This is a genomic window from Priestia endophytica DSM 13796 (assembly GCF_900115845.1).
In the GTDB taxonomy this organism is placed as follows: domain Bacteria; phylum Bacillota; class Bacilli; order Bacillales; family Bacillaceae_H; genus Bacillus_I; species Bacillus_I endophytica.
The window spans coordinates 37019-54401 of record NZ_FOXX01000020.1; the positions used below are offsets into that span (position 1 = coordinate 37019).

Here is a 17383-nt window from a genome sequence, read left to right on the forward strand (position 1 = left end):
GATACGGTTTTAATCAACTACTCTTTCTCCTATGATGCGTACAGCGTACACTTTATCGCAAAAACCTTTCAATCCGTTGTACACACGTTGCATACGAGAATCATATTGAACAAGACCAAAAACAGTGGGACCGCTTCCGCTCATTAAAACAGCATCTGCGCCAAACTTAATCATCTGTTCTTTAATCTGAGATACTTCTGGATACAGATTTAATGTTACAGTTTCCAATACATTTCCAACAAGATTACACATTTTATCGTAATCTTTCTCTTTTAATGCATCAACCATTCCATGTACATCAGGATGCTCGATGTTTTTTAAATTCAAGTTACGGTAAACTTCTGCGGTTGAAACCCCTAGTTCAGGTTTTGCTAATACTACCCAACATTTTGGAGGATGATCGATATGTTGAATCACTTCTCCACGACCTGTTGCAAGAGCTGTTCCTCCGTATACGCAAAATGAAACATCAGAACCAATCTCTGCTCCAATTTCAGCTAACTGATCTACTGACAAACCTAAATTCCATAAACGGTTTAGTCCTTTTAAAGTAGCGGCTGCATCACTGCTTCCTCCAGCTAATCCTGCTGCAACAGGGATAATTTTTGTGATTGTAATCGTTACCCCTCTTGAAACTTTGAAGCGCTCTTTTAATAGTTGAGCTGCCTGATAAGCTAAATTCCGCTGATCATCTGGTACATATCGATTGTGAGAAGAAACATATATTTTTCCATCATATCTATCTTCAAGCTCAATTCGATCTGAAAGATCAATTGTAGTCATAATCATTTCTACTTCGTGAAACCCATCAGGACGTTTGCCTAATACATCTAATGATAAATTTATTTTTGCTGGTGCTTTCATTGAAAGCTTCATTCTCTTCACCTACTCCACGTACTACAAGTTTAAGGCTATTTTATCATAAATTATACAATTTGAATGTCTTTAATTCGACAAATTCGTGCCTATACAAAAAAGCCAAAGCGCATGGCTTTGGCTTTTTCTCTTTCTTTCCAATTTATACTTGCTTATTAAGCCCTGCTTTTGCAATCTCGACTGCTCTTTTCACAATGTTTCCTGCATCCTTCGAAGTTATGGCTCCATACCCTTGTTCTTTTACAGTATCATAGAACCCAAGTTCTTTTGCTATTTCCTCTTTTGCTTTATTCGAAAGTATTCGTCTTCTCGCCATACTAATCCTCCTTCAAGACTGCGCTCATAGACATCAAAAAGATGTCTTGTTTTAGTATGTACAAGAAAAACAAAATAAAAAGCAGCAAACAAAAGTTTACTGCCCGCTTATGCTATGCTAAACCGTTAGCTGGATCTTCAAAGAACTTTAGTTGAACCGTATCCGTTAAAATATCTGTGTAGCTATAAGACACTCGCTCAAGAGAGTTTTCAGCCTGGTCTAGCTCTACGATAAAAACAGACGGATATGTTTCTGTTAAAACCCCAGAACGTTCAATGGTTTTTCTTCTTCCACCATTTGCTTTTAAAGTAAGGCGCTTTCCCAATTGCAAATCCAATGTTTGCTTAATCTCTGCCAAAGTTTTTCCCATGCTATCCACCTCGCTGACTTCATTATAGCACGAATCATGCAATGAGTCAAATTTAAAATTATAACAATTGTACATAGATATTGTCAATATGTATTTCGCCTATATCCTATCAAAATTATTATTTTCTATTTTTCGAAATTTATGTACAAAAAAAGTCCCCTAGGCATGCAGCCTGAGAGAACTCATTCTTCTAAGATATTATAAGGCATACCAGTACGAAGAAGGCCTTTCGTTTCTATTCCACCTATTCCTTTTTCCCCTGTCAACGTATTGCGTAATACATCCCATACCCGAATACGTTCAGTAAAGGGTGTAAAGCTAATTTTAGCCACAATATACACAGGATCTAGAGCATGAATGTTCACTCGAGAGGGAGAACTTGCAAAATTTGCTCCAACTCCAATAAGGGACTCAAAGTGTGATTGACAAGCACCTGCAAAGATAACAAGCTGATCTAAATTAGGAATTCTTTTACGCACTTCATGCACTGTTTCCACAAAATGTTTTGAGTGTCTATAGGCCTCAATTTCCCCTTTTTTCCCTTTTGATTTAGAATAAGCATCATGTCCTGTAATAACAAGGATGTCAGGGCGTATTTCGTCAATTAAAGCAGGGACTTTTTGAGGCATTTCCTTCTCCAAGCAATGCACTCCATAAACAGGAATGTTAAGCTTCTCATAAAAAGTTAAACACTTTTGTAAGTAGCTAGCATCTCCGTCGACGTGAAGCACTTTGCCTGGCAGTTGAAAAAAACGTTTTTCTTCCTCATACCCATTTGTTGCTTCATATTCACTTTGCTCTCGTGTTAGTTCATAATCTTGTTTAATAAGGGAAAAAGAGCGCTGGATGCGCTGCTCTTCTTTGGACTTTCTATCCATATACTCTTGCTTCTGAACTGCTTCTAGGTCATCAAGCGGAGCATCCGCCACTAGCCTCACTTCTTCTCCATATAAAACAGCAATTTCCCCCTGAATATCAATTACTCTGAATAGTACATCTCTGTTATAAGAAGATCTTGCAACGATATCACCAACATTAATATTCATGTTATTCACTCCGTCACAGCCTCAAAGTCGATTTGTTAAAACAAACTTATCTAACCATAGAGTATGAATATGTGTGGAAAAGGTGATTGCCTACTCGTTATTTTTATCCAATCGTGCGTTTTAACGTATTACTTAAAAGAGCAAACTCTTCAATTGTCAATGTTTCTCCTCGACGCTTTGGATCAATATTTGTAGATTGAAGAGCCTCTTCAATTTCTTTTTTATATTTCTTTCCGTCTTCTAAATTATTCGTTAAATTATTTAATATTGTTTTACGACGTTGTCCAAAACAAGCACGGACAACCGTAAAGAAATAAGCTGAATCATCAAGTTTAACAGGTGGGGTCTTACGCATTTTTAAGCGAATAACAGATGAATCAACGTTCGGTTGTGGGTTAAATACCGTTTTTGGCACTGTCATAACTGTTTCAGGTTCAGAATAGTATTGAATAGCTACTGAAAGAGATCCATAACTTTTTGTACCAGGTTTAGCCGAAATGCGGTCTCCGACTTCTTTTTGAAGCATAACAACAATACCTTCAAGCGGAAGCTCTTCTTCTAATAGTTTCATCAAAATAGGAGTTGTCACATAGTAAGGAAGGTTTGCTACAACCATAATATCTTCTATTCCTGCAAACTGTTCTTCTAATACACTTTTGAGATCTGCCTTTAGAACATCTTGGTTCAAGACTTCCACGTTATCATAAGGAGCTAATGTTTCATCTAGAATAGGAAGCAAACGTTGATCAATTTCAAAGGCTACAACCTTCTTTGCAGTCCTTGCCAAATGCTCTGTTAAGGCTCCAATTCCCGGTCCAATCTCAATCGCACCTTTTTTATCATCAAGCTCTGCATAACGAACAATACTTGTTAAAATATTAGGATCTATAAGGAAATTTTGACCTAAACTTTTTTTAAATGTGAATCCATATTTTTTTAATATCTCATTTGTTCTCGATGGGGTTGCAATATCTTTCATCTTACTTTTCCTCCTCTAGCACACGTACCATTGCTTCTTTGAATTGTTCTTTTGTAATTTGAAACATGAGAAGTCGTTTATGCAGCTGTTTTCCATTTGCATAACCAATCTTCAGAAACTGCCCTAGTATTTCTCTTCTTTTTTTTGCTGCACTACCGCCAATCAAACCTGCAATCATAAGATCTTGATGTGTAATTTCTTCCTCAATATCAATAAATTCTTCATACACATTTTGAAGAGCATCACGAATATCTTTTCTTGAAGCATGCTCAACACCAAGACCTCTCCCTTTCTTCGGCTTTGCTTGCTGTTTTGGTAAAAAAGCATGCTTACATCCTTTAACATGTTCACTAATAATTTTACGTATCCGCTCTCCTGGATAATCAGGATCTGTGAATACAATAACACCTCGTGTTTGTTGAGCGAGTTGAATTTTTGCAATTGTAGCTTTATTAATAGCGGAACCATTAGTCTCAATTGTATCTGCTTCAACAGCTTGTTGTACAGCCGTAGTGTCATCTCTTCCTTCAACAACAATAATTTCTTTGATTTTCATTTTTTCCTCCATATGGTGAAACTTTCCTCAATCTGTTTCGTCTTATATATTAGAACATACCTTATTTTAACCTAAAAAAGACAGAGGAGAAAAATCCCCTCTGCATCTTTCATCTATTATATATTAATTTACAACTCGAACGGTTATATTTCGACGACCCCATTTATAGGCCTGTGATTTATCAGCAAAAAATACATCAATTCGGTTACCTTTAATAGCTCCACCTGTGTCTGCAGCCGTTGCATATCCATAACCTTCTACATATACCTTACTTCCAAGTGGTATAACGTTTGGATCAACAGCAATAACTTTTGCATTTGGGTTTGCTTTTAAATTCATGCCATTTGCTGTTGTACCTGAACACCCATTACATGAAGCTGTATATGCGGTTGCTGAAACAGTAATTTCTTCTCCAGACTGTCCTTTTGAAGACACATTTACGACACCAGCTGTCTGGGAAACTGGTTTATCAACTTTTGCACCAACAGCAATAACACGGTCCTGTTTCTCTTTTAAAGGCTCTTCTGTTAAGAGCTCTTTCGAAACATTTTGACCGTTTTCTTTCGTAATCTCATATTCCTTCTTTACAACCCCATCTTGTCCCTCTTTAAGAACCTTCTCTTGTCCTTTAGGCAGCGTTGGGTCTTCTTTTTTTACAACAGCATGATTCACTGGTTCTTCCACTACATCGGTGACTTTTTCAATATCTGTATACGTTACATTCATACCTGGTTCGACTTTAGTAGATAAACTTGGATTCACTTGATCCATATCGTCCTTTTGTATTTTATGATGGGCTAAAAAGTCAGCGACCGTAGTCGAAGTTGACCACACTTTCTTTGTTTCTCCTTTATAGTGGAAAGTGAATTGAAAGGCTTTGTTGATTTGAACTTGATTATTTTTTTCAATCCCTTTCTTAAGGCTAGGACTTACTTTGTCATGTTCGTTCAACTTTATTCCTTCTTGTTTTAATAATCCTTCTACTGTATCTGCTGTTGTCCATACCTTTTCCTTCTTGTCATCAATAGTCAACTGTATGGGTCGAGATGGTATCCAAGATACATTCATCCCTTCCTTAAGATCTGTTGATAATTTATGTGATAGATAATCTTGATCCTTGACTTTGATATGTTGTTCTTCCAGCAATTCTTCTACTGTATCGGCATTTGTCCTTAATTTTTCTTTTTTGCCGTCTGCGCTGAAAGAAACAGAAGTTTGGCTCGCCTTAAAACCGGCGAATCCTACTAAACATAAAAAGGCTGCGATACTCACTGCAATCGTCAAAAACCTTTTGTTTAGAGTAGGATTAGGTAACAGCTTTTTCATACTTCTTAACACGATGAAAAACGCCTCCTTCTCTCGCGAAGATTATATAGAGTCCTCTACAACTTGTCAACCCTCCGCTAACCATGCTAGGGATATAGTATATTATGTCTAAAAGGCTAGTGGAATGGAAGAACAACTTGTCGACAAGGCTATCCTATGAGAAGAAGGAGACGAGTAGAACCCTTTTTAAACATTGAGTTTACGGACAGCTCTGTTTAAGAAATGTTAAAAAATTTATCGATTTATGCCGAATAATTTTTGGGCATTCTCAGTTGTTTTTTCTGTTAGCTCTTGGTAACTAATACCTCTTAATTCAGCAATTTGTTCAGCTACAAGTGTAACGTAACTCGGTTCATTTCGCTTTCCACGATTTGGGTGTGGAGCAAGATAAGGACAGTCTGTTTCAATTAATAATCGATCAAGTGGAATCTCTGCTGCCACTTCTTTCGGTTTTTTTGCATTTTTAAATGTAACCGGTCCACCAAATGAGATATGCATGTTCATATCTATACATTCTTTAGCTGTTTCAAGACTTCCACTAAAGCAGTGCATAATCCCGCCAACTTCTTCAACTTTCTCTTCTTTTAGAATCTCGACCACATCTTCTGTTGCTTCACGATTATGAATGATGATAGGAAGATTTACTTTACGAGCTAAACGAACCTGACGACGAAAAACTTCTTTTTGCACATCTTTTGGAGACTTATCCCAATGATAATCTAATCCCATTTCTCCGATTGCTACAACTTTTGGATGTGCTGATAGCTCTTCAATCCATTCTAAATCTTCATCTTTCATATCAATTGCATCAACAGGATGCCAACCAACACTTGCATACAGGAAATCATATTTTTCTACAAGCTCCATTGCTTTCGTAATTGTTGGACGATCAAATCCAACAACAACCATTTGCTTAACATCTGCTTCAAGAGCTCGATTAATCACTTCTTCTAAGTCTTCATCAAATTGATCTGCATTTAAGTGAACATGTGTATCAAATAACAAAATCAACACCTCTTCTATCTTTTTCGTTTCACATGAAACTACGTCTATTTTAAAGTAAAAAAGGAGCCTCTTCAAAAATTGAAGAGGCTAATTCATCTTTACTTCACACGGGCACCATTTTCTAGTGTTTGATCAACAGAAGCTAGAGACAATACGCCGTTTTCTTCCCCTGCTAAAATCATACCTTGTGAAAGTTCTCCGCGAAGTTTAACAGGTTTTAAGTTAGTTACACAAATAACTTTTTTCCCCACCAAATCTTCAGTTTTATAGAACTTGGCAATACCTGACACAACTTGACGCTGTTCATAACCAAGATCAAGTTGAATTTTTAGTAGCTTGTCTGCTTTTTTAACAGGTTCTGCTTTTAGAACTTGAGCAACACGAAGGTCCACTTTCATAAAATCATCAATTGTGATTTCTGGGCTTTCCTGCTTTTCTTCTTTCTTCTCTTCCTTTGGAGCTGGAGCGCTACCTTGCATTTGCTCTTTAATATAAGCCACCTCAGCTTCCACATCTAAACGTGGGAAAAGAGGCTGCCCTTTTTTCACTACTTTTACACCTGCTGGGATTGCTCCGAATTGTTGAAGGCTTTCCCATGCTTGAAGTTTCTCATCTTCAAGTCCAAGTTGAGCAAAAATGCCTTTTGGTGCTTGAGTTAAGAAAGGTTGTAAAAGAATCGCCATATGACGAATAGATTCTGCCAAATGAGCCATAACAGATGCAAGATTCGTTTTATCCTCTTCTTTTGCAAGAACCCATGGCTGTGTTTCATCAATATACTTATTCGTACGGCTTACAAATTGCCATAGAGCTGTTAGAGCAACAGAGAACTCCATTTTTTCCATTGCTTCTTCATATTTTGTAACCGTTTGTTTTTGGAATACAGAAAGAGTTTCATCAAATTCTGTTACAGGTCCACTGTAAGCCGGGATCTCACCATCAAAATACTTGTTAATCATCGCAATCGTACGGTTCACAAGATTTCCTAAGTCGTTTGCTAAATCAAAGTTTGTACGCTCAACAAATCCTTCCGGTGTAAAGACTCCATCAGAACCAAATGGAACTTCACGTAATAGATAATAGCGTAATGCATCTAATCCATAGCGATCAATAAGAGTAACAGGATCAACAACATTTCCTTTTGATTTTGACATCTTTCCATCTTTCATTAATAACCAACCATGTGCAAATACTTTGTTTGGCAATGGCAAATCTAATGCCATTAACATAATTGGCCAATAAATAGTATGGAAACGTACAATTTCTTTTCCAACAAGATGAACGTTTGCTGGCCAATATTTTTGGTATTTTGTATCATCATCTGTTCCATAGCCAAGTGCTGTAATATAGTTTGATAGAGCATCAATCCATACGTACACAACATGCTTAGGATTGTTTGGAACTTTAATTCCCCACTCAAAGCTTGTACGAGAAACCGCTAAGTCTTCAAGACCTGGTTTAATAAAGTTATTGATCATTTCATTTTTACGAGATTCTGGTTGAATGAACGTTGGATTTTCTTCATAAAATTGTAGTAAACGATCTGCATATTTACTCATTTTAAAGAAATAAGATTCTTCTCGAACTTTCTCTACTGGACGGCCACAATCTGGACATTTTCCATCCTCAAGCTGACGATCTGTAAAGAATGATTCACAAGGAGTACAGTACCATCCTTCATATTCGTCTAGATAGATGTCGCCTTGTTTTACAAGTTGATCAAAAATCTTTTCAACAACAACTTTATGACGTTCTTCTGTTGTACGGATAAAGTCATTATATGAAATATCCAATTTACTCCAAAGAGATTTAATACCAGATACGATATTGTCTACATACTCAATAGGAGTAATCCCTTGTTCTTCTGCTTTACGCTGAATTTTTTGTCCATGCTCATCTGTTCCTGTAAGATAATATACGTCAAACCCCTTTAAACGTTTATAGCGAGCCATTGCATCCCCAGCTACCGTTGTATAAGCATGTCCAATATGCAGGTTACCGCTTGGATAGTAGATAGGGGTCGTAATGTAAAAACTTTGTTTCTGCTCTGTCATATGTCGCCAAACCTCCATTAATTTCTTTATCAATATAATGTCGAATGTATTTATGAGCCGTCTAGATACGAGTGTTATATCATAGAAAAAGTAAAAGCGCACACATAAAGCTCTTTCTCTACGCTTTTTTCCTTTGCCGGCATTGAGAAAGTTTTCTCACTTTTATATGAATGAAATAAATTTCTTCTATATACTATATTACTATTTTCTCAATGCTTTTTAAAAGGGGTATCTTCAATAGAATTAAGCTAGCTTCCTTTATAAAAGATAGTCTCCTATCATCCTCTCCCACTTTCTTTAAAGATACACCTCTCCTTTCATTTTGTTTTAACGGTAGTAAAAAAAACCAATTTTGTCGTTTCGTGTCGAAATATGCATATTTCTTGTCAAACTTTGCTTAATTCAATAAAATATAATTAAAGTAAATATTAGGCTTATTTTAAACAATTTTAAACCTTATAAGGTACTTTATCCCTTTAAATATCCTATTTTTACTGAAATTAGCTTTTTTTAAATAAAATAGCTCAATTTCGAAATAAATTATTGACTGCTTTTGGAAATCCTGATATGATAAATCAGAGAAGAAAATGTCGAATATTGACGAAATTATATAGAGAAAGCTTATTCATGGGAGGAGAAACTAATTATGAAATCTACAGGTATTGTTCGTAAAGTTGATGAATTGGGTCGTGTAGTAATTCCAATCGAATTACGTCGTACACTTGGTATTGCTGAAAAGGATGCTCTTGAAATTTATGTGGATGAGGACCGCATTATCCTTAAAAAGTACAAACCAAACATGACTTGCCAAGTAACAGGTGAAGTTTCTGACGATAACATGCAAATTGCTAATGGTCGTCTAATCTTAAGCCGTGAAGGTGCAGAACAAATTATTAAAGAAATTCAAGATAACTTAGAGTCTTCAAAATAAAAAAAAGAGAGGAATTCCTCTCTTTTTTATTTTATATGATAATCTTGATAAACTTCTCTTTTCGATATTCCCCGATCTTTTGCAACACTTTTTAGTGCTTCCTTATTTGATTGACCTTTATGTATATAATGATCAACATGTTCAATTATCGATAAAGAAACCCACCAGACTTCTTTATCATCTTTTATATCTCCTTGATTCCCTTCGACTATAATGCAAAATTCACCGCGTACTTCTCCATCATTACACCAATCAATTAATTCATCTAGTGAACCTCTAATAAACTCTTCAAATTTCTTTGTAAGCTCTCGTGAAATGACTGCTTTGCGGTTTCCCATTCCATCATGAATAGCTAGAAGCATTTCTTTTAATCGGTGTGGAGCCTCATAAAAAATAAGGGTTCTTCTTTCCTTATTTAGCTCTTCTATAATTTCCTTACGGTGTTTCTTTTGCCGAGGTAAAAATCCATAAAACATAAAATGCTCTGTATTTAAGCCAGAAGCAATAAGAGACGTTAGAGCTGCATTTGCACCTGGTAATGGAATAACTGCAATTTCTTCTTGTAAAGCTAGTTCAACAAGATCAACTCCAGGGTCTGAGATACATGGCATACCTGCATCGCTTACAAGAGCAATTGTTTTACCTTGCAGCAAATCATGAATGATTTCTTTTCCTTTTTGTTGTTTATTATGTTCATGGTAGCTTATAATGCTCTTCTCAATCTCAAAATGGTTGCAGAGCTTCCTTGTTTGTCTCGTATCTTCTGCTGCAATGTAATCTGCTTCTTTTAATGAACGAATAGCACGAAATGTCATATCTTCTAGATTTCCAATTGGAGTTGGAACTAAATATAATGACCCTTTTTCACTATTTTGCTGATAGCTTTTTTGTTGCCACATCATTCATTCTTCCTTTCTTCTAAAAACCGCTCTTTTTCTTTTCTCGTTAGTTTTTTAAAAGCATATTCTGCTTTCATTGCCTCACTTTTTGTTTCAAATTCTTCTTTGTACAATAAAACGACAGGACGGCGGGCACGAGTATACTTTGCGCCTTTACCTTCATTATGCACTGTTAATCGTCTTTCCATGTTATTTGTATATCCACCGTAAAAACTCTTATCCCGACATTCTAAAACATAGAAAAAATGCTCACCCATAAAGAATTTTGTTCAATTCCTTTGTATATTCATTTTTTTCATTGTACACGAATAGAGGCGGTAAGATTTTTAAATCAGGTTTCCCATCTTTTATTCCTTCTACAAGGAGGGTGTTCGCTTCTTTCCCTTCCTTCGGATAAACAAATTGAATTCTTTTCGGTTCCAAACGATACTCTCTCATTAAGGTTATAATATCTAACAAACGTCCCGGTCTATGAACAAGCGCTACTTTCCCTCCTTGTTTCACAAGGGCACTACTCGCTTTGATAACATCTTCTAAATTACATAAAATCTCGTGTCTTGCAATAGCATAATGTTCATTCTTGTTTCTTTCCTCCTTTTGAGGAGTTGGAAAATATGGAGGATTACATGTTACAACATCATATTTTCCTGTGCCGAGCGTTGCTGGCATCTCTTTTAAGTCACCTAAAATAAAAGAGATTTGCTTTTGTAGCTCATTATATTCATTACTTCTAGTAGCCATATCATAGAGTCGCTCCTGAATTTCAACTCCAGTAATTGATGCTTTAGAGCGTGTTGATAAAAGAAAAGGAATAACCCCATTTCCTGTACATAAATCGATAATATTTCCTTTTTGAATTGGCACATATGTGAATTTAGCCAACAAAACGGCATCTAAAGAAAAGGAGAAGACAGTTGGACTTTGAATAATACGCAAACGCTCTTCTCCTAATAAGTAATCCAAACGCTCATCATGTTTTAAATTGACCATTATCATTTCCCTTTCTTGCTTTTAAAGCCGTATAAAAGGGTGCCCTTAGGCACCCCTTTTACTTTTTATTTAGAAAAGATAAGCAAAAAAGACAATCTTCTTTCCGAACACTTCCGTAGTGAACATTGCAAATATGAAAACCTTCTTGATACAAACGAGCTAAATTATCATATCCTTCACCAATATCAATTTGTTTTTGTACATTTTCTTTTGGTTTTTTGGATTTTAATTTGGTTTCCGTTCTTTCAAGTCTCTCTCGTAGATGTTTGTTCTCTAACGTCACGTGATGGTTTTCTTCAATGAGTTCAGCAAGATGTTCTTTTAAGCTTCCTAGCTGTTTTGACAGATATCCAATCTGCTCTTCCATACCCATTACAGAATCTAATATCTCTTTCTTATCCAAACCTATACACCTCATTGATCAGTGGCTTGAATGGAAATAGCCCCTTCATGCATAATTTCATCTAACGTATATTCCACAACCCGCTCTCGGTCAGAGAGTTCTACTTGTAAAATACGTTCTAGTAAGTTCAGCCCAACAACGCGCCCTTTTCCATTTGGCGTATTAATAGACTCTCCTACATCAGGTAATTCTTCTTTTGCACTCTCATACTCATCATTCTCATATTTTAAGCAGCACATCAAACGGCCACATAACCCTGAAATCTTTGTAGGATTTAAAGATAAACTTTGGTCTTTTGCCATCTTAATAGACACAGGTTCAAAGTCTCCTAAAAATGTAGAACAACAAAGCATGCGACCACAAGGTCCGATACCACCTAAAAGTTTGGCTTCATCCCTTACACCAATCTGGCGAAGTTCAATCCGTGTTCTAAAAATAGAAGCTAAGTCTTTAACTAATTCACGGAAATCAATGCGTCCGTCCGCAGTAAAATAAAAAATTACTTTATTTCGATCAAACGTATACTCAACGTCTACAAGTTTCATTTCAAGTTTATGATAAGCAATTTTCTCTACGCATATCTCATAAGCCTTCTTTGTTGCTTGTCGGTTTTCTTCTACGCTCAATTTATCTTTTACATTAGCAATTCGGATCACTTTCTTCAGTGGAAGAACAATATCATCCTCTTCAACTTTTTTGCTGCCAATGACTACTTTTCCGAACTCGACCCCTCGAACAGTTTCAACGATAACATATTCTCCATTATCAACCTTAAGCTCTCCTGGATCAAAATAATATATTTTCCCCGCTTTTTTAAAGCGAACACCTACTACTTCATACAAGCTCCTATCCCTCCTGTAATTCCAACACCAGCTCCTCTATTAATAGCTGTGGATTCATATTGGAGCTTAGCTTCTGCTTAGCTTTTAGCACAGCTTCCAAACGTTGAACACTTTTTCTTTGTGTTGTTTGCAAAGCCTGCTTCTTAAGTTGTTCTCTATAACCTATAAAAGCGATAGTCTGTTCATTATCAGCCTGTAACTGCACTAAATCTCTATACAATAGTAAAAGGAGATGCAAGCCTTTCTCATACTGTTCTTTATCCTTGAAATGGGAAATCCACTGCTCCTGGATAAAAAACAGAGCTTGTTCTGGTCTTGTTACTAATGTTTCATTTAATTTTATCACTAACTTTCCTGCAAGTCCAAACCATTCATCTTCATTTAACTGTAAAGCTTCTTCAAGGCTATTCGTTAAGTGAGATAATAACTGTGCAGTAGAAGGAGAGACGCTATGTTCAACAAGGGTATCAACTAAAACCTGTGGAGTAAGTGGTTGAAATGAAAGTACTTGGCATCTTGACACAATTGTATCAAGTAACTGATGAACCTGCTCAGTTAATAAGATAGCATATGTGTCTGCATGCGGCTCTTCTAAAAACTTTAATAAACTGTTTGCTGCGTTTGGCGTCATCTTGTTAACATGCTCGATAATATAGAGCTTCTTTCTTGACTCTACACCTGTCCTCTGAAACTCTGCTTGTAAATATTGAATTTGCTCTTTTTTAATAGACTGACCTTCAGGAGAAATGAAATGAACGTCAGGATGATTCTGTGATTCAATACGTCTACAATTTGAACAAGTAGAACAAGGTTTGGCTCCATCCCTATTTGTACAAAACAAACTTTTAGCCATTTGAAAGCTTACATCTTTCTTTCCTGTGCCTCGTCCGCCTTCAAATAAGTATGCATGCGAGACACGTCCCTTGTTTAAACTGTTCTCAATCATTTTCATCACTTTTGGTTGAATGTCTTCAAGTTCTCTCCATGTTTTCACGATTTTCACTCACTTCAAATTACATATATAAATTAATTAAAAGGCCTTTAATTTCACCCAACGTTTTTAGTAAAGAGATCGAGTTTGCTTGTTGATTTGTTATATCCTTAGTAAGCTCTATTAACTTTTCATCAATCTCTTCAACAGTTGTTAGTTTTTGGGTCTGTCCATCATAACTAAAACTTCTAGAATCCTTAAGATCTAATCCAAATTCTACAGCTTCCTTAATAAAACGCCTTATAAGCATCTTATATTTAGCCATTTCCCGTAATGTTCGAGAGTGAGCAAGGCGCTGTCCTTGATCTTCAATTCCTGCCATAAGCTGCTGTAGCTGTTGCAGCTGTAGTTTATTTGCCTGTTTCCCAACGAGGTCCTGAAATTTTAGCGGGGAAGACGTGACCTTCTGACTTTGTTGTCTACCTTGCTCAATATATAATGGAGCATCTTGATTAATTTTCATTTTTATCCCTTCATTTTAGAACTGATGGAAGGCTTCAACTGGTAATACAAAGACTGTTGCACCACCAACTTCTACTTCTACAGGGTATGGAATATAAGAATCTACGTTACCACCCATAGGTGAAAGTGGAGAAACGAATTTCTTGCGGTTTTGGCAGTTATTCTTAATTACCTCTAAAAGCTCATCAACACGATCATCATCTGTACCAATCATAAGCGTTGTATTTCCAGATTTCAAGAATCCCCCTGAACTCGAAAGCTTTGTAGCACGAAAATTATTTTCTACGAGCGCATCTAAAAATTTTGTGCTGTCTGCATCTTGAACCACTACTATAACAAGTTTCATTTTACATACTCCCTTTCCATAAGGTTATATAGTTCTCATATTTTCCTTTATTATATCAAGAAATTTTCTCTAATGACGAAATGTTTCAGAGTTTATACTTCCTTTGAAAATGATAAAGTACATCTTCAAAAACTTCAGAAACTGTTCGATCTGCATCAATCTTTATGATTCTTTCTGGAAATTTCTCTTGAAGAGTTAGATAACCTTCTCTAACTTTCCTATGAAAACTTAATGTTTCTAAATCAAGGCGATTTACCTCTCGATCTTTATTTTGATTTATTCTTTCTAATCCTGCTTCAACATCAAGGTCTAAGTAAAATGTAATATCAGGCATATAGCCATCAACTGCAAAAGAATTAATAGAAAAAATATCTTCTAGGCCAATTTCTCTTGCGTAACCTTGATAAGCTAAAGAACTATCAATAAACCTGTCACATATAACATACTTTCCCTCTTTTAAAGAAGGTATAACCTTTTCAACTAAATGTTGACGTCTTGCTGCGGCATAGAGAAGAGCCTCTGTTCTGCCATCCATTGTTGTATGCTCTTTGTCTAGAATGATGCTTCTAATCTTCTCGGAGATTTCGATTCCCCCAGGTTCTCTTGTAAAAATAGCTGGAATACTGCGACTTTCTAATTCTTCCTGTAGCTTATTTATAATAGTAGTTTTCCCTGCTCCTTCAGGTCCTTCAAAGGTAATAAAACGTTCTGTCATACTTCCTCGTCCTCTCGTACAAAAATCTCAATTACATTTTCAGGCTTTTGTATTCCTTGAATATGTACATTTTCATTTATTAATTTTTTTAAGTAAGAAATCCCATCTTCCCCTAACTTCTCTCCCTCCATGAAAAGAGGAATTCCAGGTGGATAAGGGATTATATTTCTAGCTGTTACTTTTCCTTTTGCCTCATCTATATGAACCCTTCTTCTTTTCAGGATTTTCCCTTCTTGATATGTCACATCTAGAGGATGTACATTTTTTCTAAAGTTATGTAAGAAGAAGCTAGAAACTGCCTGTTCCCGACATTGAGACACTTGTTGTACAGCAATCTCTTTAAGGTTATGGATCAATTTTTCATCATAAAAATTTGTTTTTAACGGCAAAATAAGTAGTACGCTCTTTTCATTTGCCAACTCACAATATATACCTCGCTGTTCTAATAAAGCTTGAAGGTCATAACCTGATAATCCATCAAGACTTATAGAAAGCTTTAGGGGATCATGACTAATATTAACATAATCAGGATTTAGGACAGTTATACCGTCTATACAAGCTATTTCTTCTCTAAATTTCTTTAATGAATGAAGAATATAATCTTCTTTCCCTAATAAAGAGAATAGATAAAAGCGAGCTAAATCTAAAGAAGCCATAATAGGATATGAAGGACTACTTGATTGAAGTATTGATAAAAAGTAAGAAAGTTCTTCCTTATCAATAAGGTCACCTTGAACATGTAAGTATGATCCCATTGTCATTGCTGGTAATGTTTTATGAGCTGATTGAATTACTATATCTGCTCCTAAACTGACAGATGACATCGGAAAGCCATTTAAAATAAAATGAGCTCCGTGTGCTTCATCTACAATAACTGGTATCCCCTTAGCATGTGCATGCTTAATAATGGAACAAAGATTATTAGAAACACCGTAATAGCTTGGATTTGTAAGTACTATAGCTTTAACGTTTGGATAATTCTCAATAGCATGCTTTATATCATCTTCTGTTATTCCTAGTGACAATCCAGTTTGAGAATCAATCTCTGGAGTTAAAAATAAAGGGTGGGCTCCTGTTAACTTCAAGGCATTTAAAATAGATTTATGAGAATCACGTTGAACGAGAATCTGTTCGCCATCCTTGCATACTGACATAATTGAAGCAAGATTACCAGCTGTTGAACCGTTAACTAAAAAGAAAGTTTGCTCTACTTTATATAGCTCTTTGGCTAAGTCCTGTGCTTCTTTAATCACACCTTCGGGAGCGTGAAGATCATCAAGATCCGTTATTTCTGTTGCATCTATTTTCAATAAATCGTGAAAAAGTGATTTTCCAAGAAGAGGAAAGACCTCTCCATTTTTATGTCCTGGCACATGATAAGAAGAAGGTTCTGTTCTCATATGGTCTACTAATTTAGAATATAATGGAGTGTTTGATTGAGATGTCATTTTCATCAATTCCTTTTTTATCTCTCTTAACCAATAGTAGCAAATAAAAAGAACTTGCGAAACAATAGAATAACGATAAAAAAAAGACTGCTTCTTTATTAAAATAAGAAGCAGACTATAATTCAACTTTAGATGTATTCATTCGCTTTAGTTTTTTCACATAGTAATCATACATTACTTCATTTGTTTCTGTATCCACAATTTCTTTCTCACAGTCTCTACATAGGAAAGAAAATAATACCCTAATTCCTTCTTCTCTATATTCCTCACATACCATACATTGTTCTTTTTGATGATTCGTCTTCATTCATTTCTCCCTCCTCTTACTAATACAGTATAACCAGCACTTTAGAGAATATACACATTAAGAGAGTTTAAGATAACTAGATTATAGGCTGAAATACTAATTAGCGTATTATATGAAGAGTACATTCTTCTAGTGCATGGTCCATAAATGAAGACAACATATCTTTTCTTTGTAAATACATAAAAAGGCTGATCTATTATAGATCAGCCTTTTTTCTATGATGCCTGGCAACGTCCTACTCTCACAGGGACAAAGTCCCAACTACCATCGGCGCTCAAGAGCTTAACTTCTGTGTTCGGCATGGGAACAGGTGTGACCTCTTGGCTATGGTTACCAGACTATATAGAGTTGTTCACTCAAAACTAAATAACAAGCGCAAGGAAAAACATATCCGATTATGATCAATTCTTAGGTTAAGTCCTCGATCGATTAGTATTAGTCAGCTCCACATGTCACCATGCTTCCACCTCTAACCTATCTACCTGATCGTCTCTCAGGGATCTTACTTCCGAAGAATGGGA

General features: G+C 35.9%; 21 protein-coding genes and 2 rRNA genes. 1 reads left to right on the forward strand and 22 read right to left on the reverse strand.

Annotated elements, in window-relative coordinates; translation table 11 throughout:
* Window positions 1-9: 9 nt before the first annotated feature.
* From ispE to metG, 9 genes are all read right to left on the reverse strand, one after another.
* The gene (ispE, locus tag BM012_RS23085) at window positions 10-876 is read right to left on the reverse strand and encodes a 4-(cytidine 5'-diphospho)-2-C-methyl-D-erythritol kinase (RefSeq protein WP_019395127.1); all 867 of its coding nucleotides are present in this window, start codon (window positions 874-876) and stop codon (window positions 10-12) included.
* A gap of 142 nt (window positions 877-1018) precedes the next feature.
* Complete coding sequence (locus BM012_RS23090; protein WP_061803134.1) at window positions 1019-1192, reverse strand: alpha/beta-type small acid-soluble spore protein; 174 nt, start codon at window positions 1190-1192, stop codon at window positions 1019-1021.
* A gap of 112 nt (window positions 1193-1304) precedes the next feature.
* Window positions 1305-1562, reverse strand: a complete 258-nt coding sequence (gene veg, locus BM012_RS23095) for a biofilm formation stimulator Veg (RefSeq protein ID WP_019395129.1) — start codon at window positions 1560-1562, stop codon at window positions 1305-1307.
* Window positions 1563-1744: 182 nt separating this feature from the next.
* Window positions 1745-2608, reverse strand: a complete 864-nt coding sequence (yabG, locus tag BM012_RS23100) for a sporulation peptidase YabG (protein ID WP_061803133.1) — start codon at window positions 2606-2608, stop codon at window positions 1745-1747.
* Between the two features lie 103 nt (window positions 2609-2711).
* Window positions 2712-3587 (reverse strand): 16S rRNA (adenine(1518)-N(6)/adenine(1519)-N(6))-dimethyltransferase RsmA, encoded by an 876-nt coding sequence (gene rsmA / locus BM012_RS23105; RefSeq protein ID WP_061803132.1) that lies wholly within the window; start codon window positions 3585-3587, stop codon window positions 2712-2714.
* A 1-nt stretch (window position 3588) separates the two neighbouring features.
* Window positions 3589-4143: a ribonuclease M5 gene (gene rnmV / locus BM012_RS23110; RefSeq protein WP_172460186.1), complete on the reverse strand. Its 555-nt coding sequence runs from the start codon at window positions 4141-4143 to the stop codon at window positions 3589-3591.
* A gap of 123 nt (window positions 4144-4266) precedes the next feature.
* Window positions 4267-5481, reverse strand: coding sequence for a G5 and 3D domain-containing protein (locus tag BM012_RS23115; RefSeq protein WP_061803130.1), 1215 nt, complete (start codon window positions 5479-5481; stop codon window positions 4267-4269).
* Between the two features lie 222 nt (window positions 5482-5703).
* A complete protein-coding gene (locus tag BM012_RS23120) occupies window positions 5704-6474 on the reverse strand; it encodes a TatD family hydrolase (protein WP_061803129.1) in 771 nt (256 codons plus the stop codon).
* Between the two features lie 98 nt (window positions 6475-6572).
* Window positions 6573-8528 (reverse strand): methionine--tRNA ligase, encoded by a 1956-nt coding sequence (gene metG / locus BM012_RS23125; protein WP_061803128.1) that lies wholly within the window; start codon window positions 8526-8528, stop codon window positions 6573-6575.
* Window positions 8529-9174: 646 nt separating this feature from the next.
* Between metG and BM012_RS23130 the strand changes: the two genes are divergently transcribed.
* Entirely contained in the window at window positions 9175-9459 is a 285-nt protein-coding gene (locus BM012_RS23130; protein ID WP_019395137.1) for a transition state genes transcriptional regulator AbrB, read from the forward strand.
* A 26-nt stretch (window positions 9460-9485) separates the two neighbouring features.
* On the opposite strand, the gene rsmI is transcribed toward BM012_RS23130, so the two are convergent.
* The 13 genes from rsmI to BM012_RS23195 all read right to left on the reverse strand — a co-directional run.
* The gene (gene rsmI, locus BM012_RS23135) at window positions 9486-10358 is read right to left on the reverse strand and encodes a 16S rRNA (cytidine(1402)-2'-O)-methyltransferase (protein ID WP_061803127.1); all 873 of its coding nucleotides are present in this window, start codon (window positions 10356-10358) and stop codon (window positions 9486-9488) included.
* Complete coding sequence (locus BM012_RS23140) at window positions 10358-10615, reverse strand: GIY-YIG nuclease family protein (RefSeq protein WP_061803126.1); 258 nt, start codon at window positions 10613-10615, stop codon at window positions 10358-10360. The genes rsmI and BM012_RS23140 overlap by 1 nt, the downstream gene beginning before the upstream one ends.
* On the reverse strand, window positions 10608-11348 hold the full coding sequence (locus tag BM012_RS23145; protein ID WP_061803125.1) for a tRNA1(Val) (adenine(37)-N6)-methyltransferase: 741 nt from the start codon (window positions 11346-11348) through the stop codon (window positions 10608-10610). Before BM012_RS23145 ends, BM012_RS23140 begins: the two co-directional genes overlap by 8 nt.
* Before the next feature lie 58 nt (window positions 11349-11406).
* A complete protein-coding gene (gene yabA, locus BM012_RS23150; protein WP_061803124.1) occupies window positions 11407-11751 on the reverse strand; it encodes a DNA replication initiation control protein YabA in 345 nt (114 codons plus the stop codon).
* Between the two features lie 11 nt (window positions 11752-11762).
* Entirely contained in the window at window positions 11763-12593 is an 831-nt protein-coding gene (locus BM012_RS23155; RefSeq protein ID WP_019395142.1) for a PSP1 domain-containing protein, read from the reverse strand.
* Window positions 12594-12597: 4 nt separating this feature from the next.
* Window positions 12598-13590, reverse strand: coding sequence for a DNA polymerase III subunit delta' (gene holB, locus BM012_RS23160; RefSeq protein ID WP_074842912.1), 993 nt, complete (start codon window positions 13588-13590; stop codon window positions 12598-12600).
* A 16-nt stretch (window positions 13591-13606) separates the two neighbouring features.
* The gene (locus BM012_RS23165) at window positions 13607-14047 is read right to left on the reverse strand and encodes a YaaR family protein (protein ID WP_061803123.1); all 441 of its coding nucleotides are present in this window, start codon (window positions 14045-14047) and stop codon (window positions 13607-13609) included.
* A 15-nt stretch (window positions 14048-14062) separates the two neighbouring features.
* The gene (locus BM012_RS23170; protein WP_061803122.1) at window positions 14063-14392 is read right to left on the reverse strand and encodes a cyclic-di-AMP receptor; all 330 of its coding nucleotides are present in this window, start codon (window positions 14390-14392) and stop codon (window positions 14063-14065) included.
* 85 nt (window positions 14393-14477) lie between these two features.
* Window positions 14478-15107: a dTMP kinase gene (tmk, locus tag BM012_RS23175; protein ID WP_061803121.1), complete on the reverse strand. Its 630-nt coding sequence runs from the start codon at window positions 15105-15107 to the stop codon at window positions 14478-14480.
* Window positions 15104-16555 carry an aminotransferase class I/II-fold pyridoxal phosphate-dependent enzyme gene (locus tag BM012_RS23180; RefSeq protein ID WP_061803120.1) on the reverse strand — a complete coding sequence of 484 codons (1452 nt, stop codon included), beginning with the start codon at window positions 16553-16555 and terminating at the stop codon, window positions 15104-15106. The genes tmk and BM012_RS23180 overlap by 4 nt, the downstream gene beginning before the upstream one ends.
* A gap of 115 nt (window positions 16556-16670) precedes the next feature.
* Window positions 16671-16862 (reverse strand): sigma factor G inhibitor Gin, encoded by a 192-nt coding sequence (locus tag BM012_RS23185; RefSeq protein WP_061803119.1) that lies wholly within the window; start codon window positions 16860-16862, stop codon window positions 16671-16673.
* Between the two features lie 222 nt (window positions 16863-17084).
* Window positions 17085-17200, reverse strand: a 5S ribosomal RNA gene (gene rrf / locus BM012_RS23190).
* 71 nt (window positions 17201-17271) lie between these two features.
* Window positions 17272-17383, reverse strand: a 23S ribosomal RNA gene (locus BM012_RS23195); the annotation flags it as partial.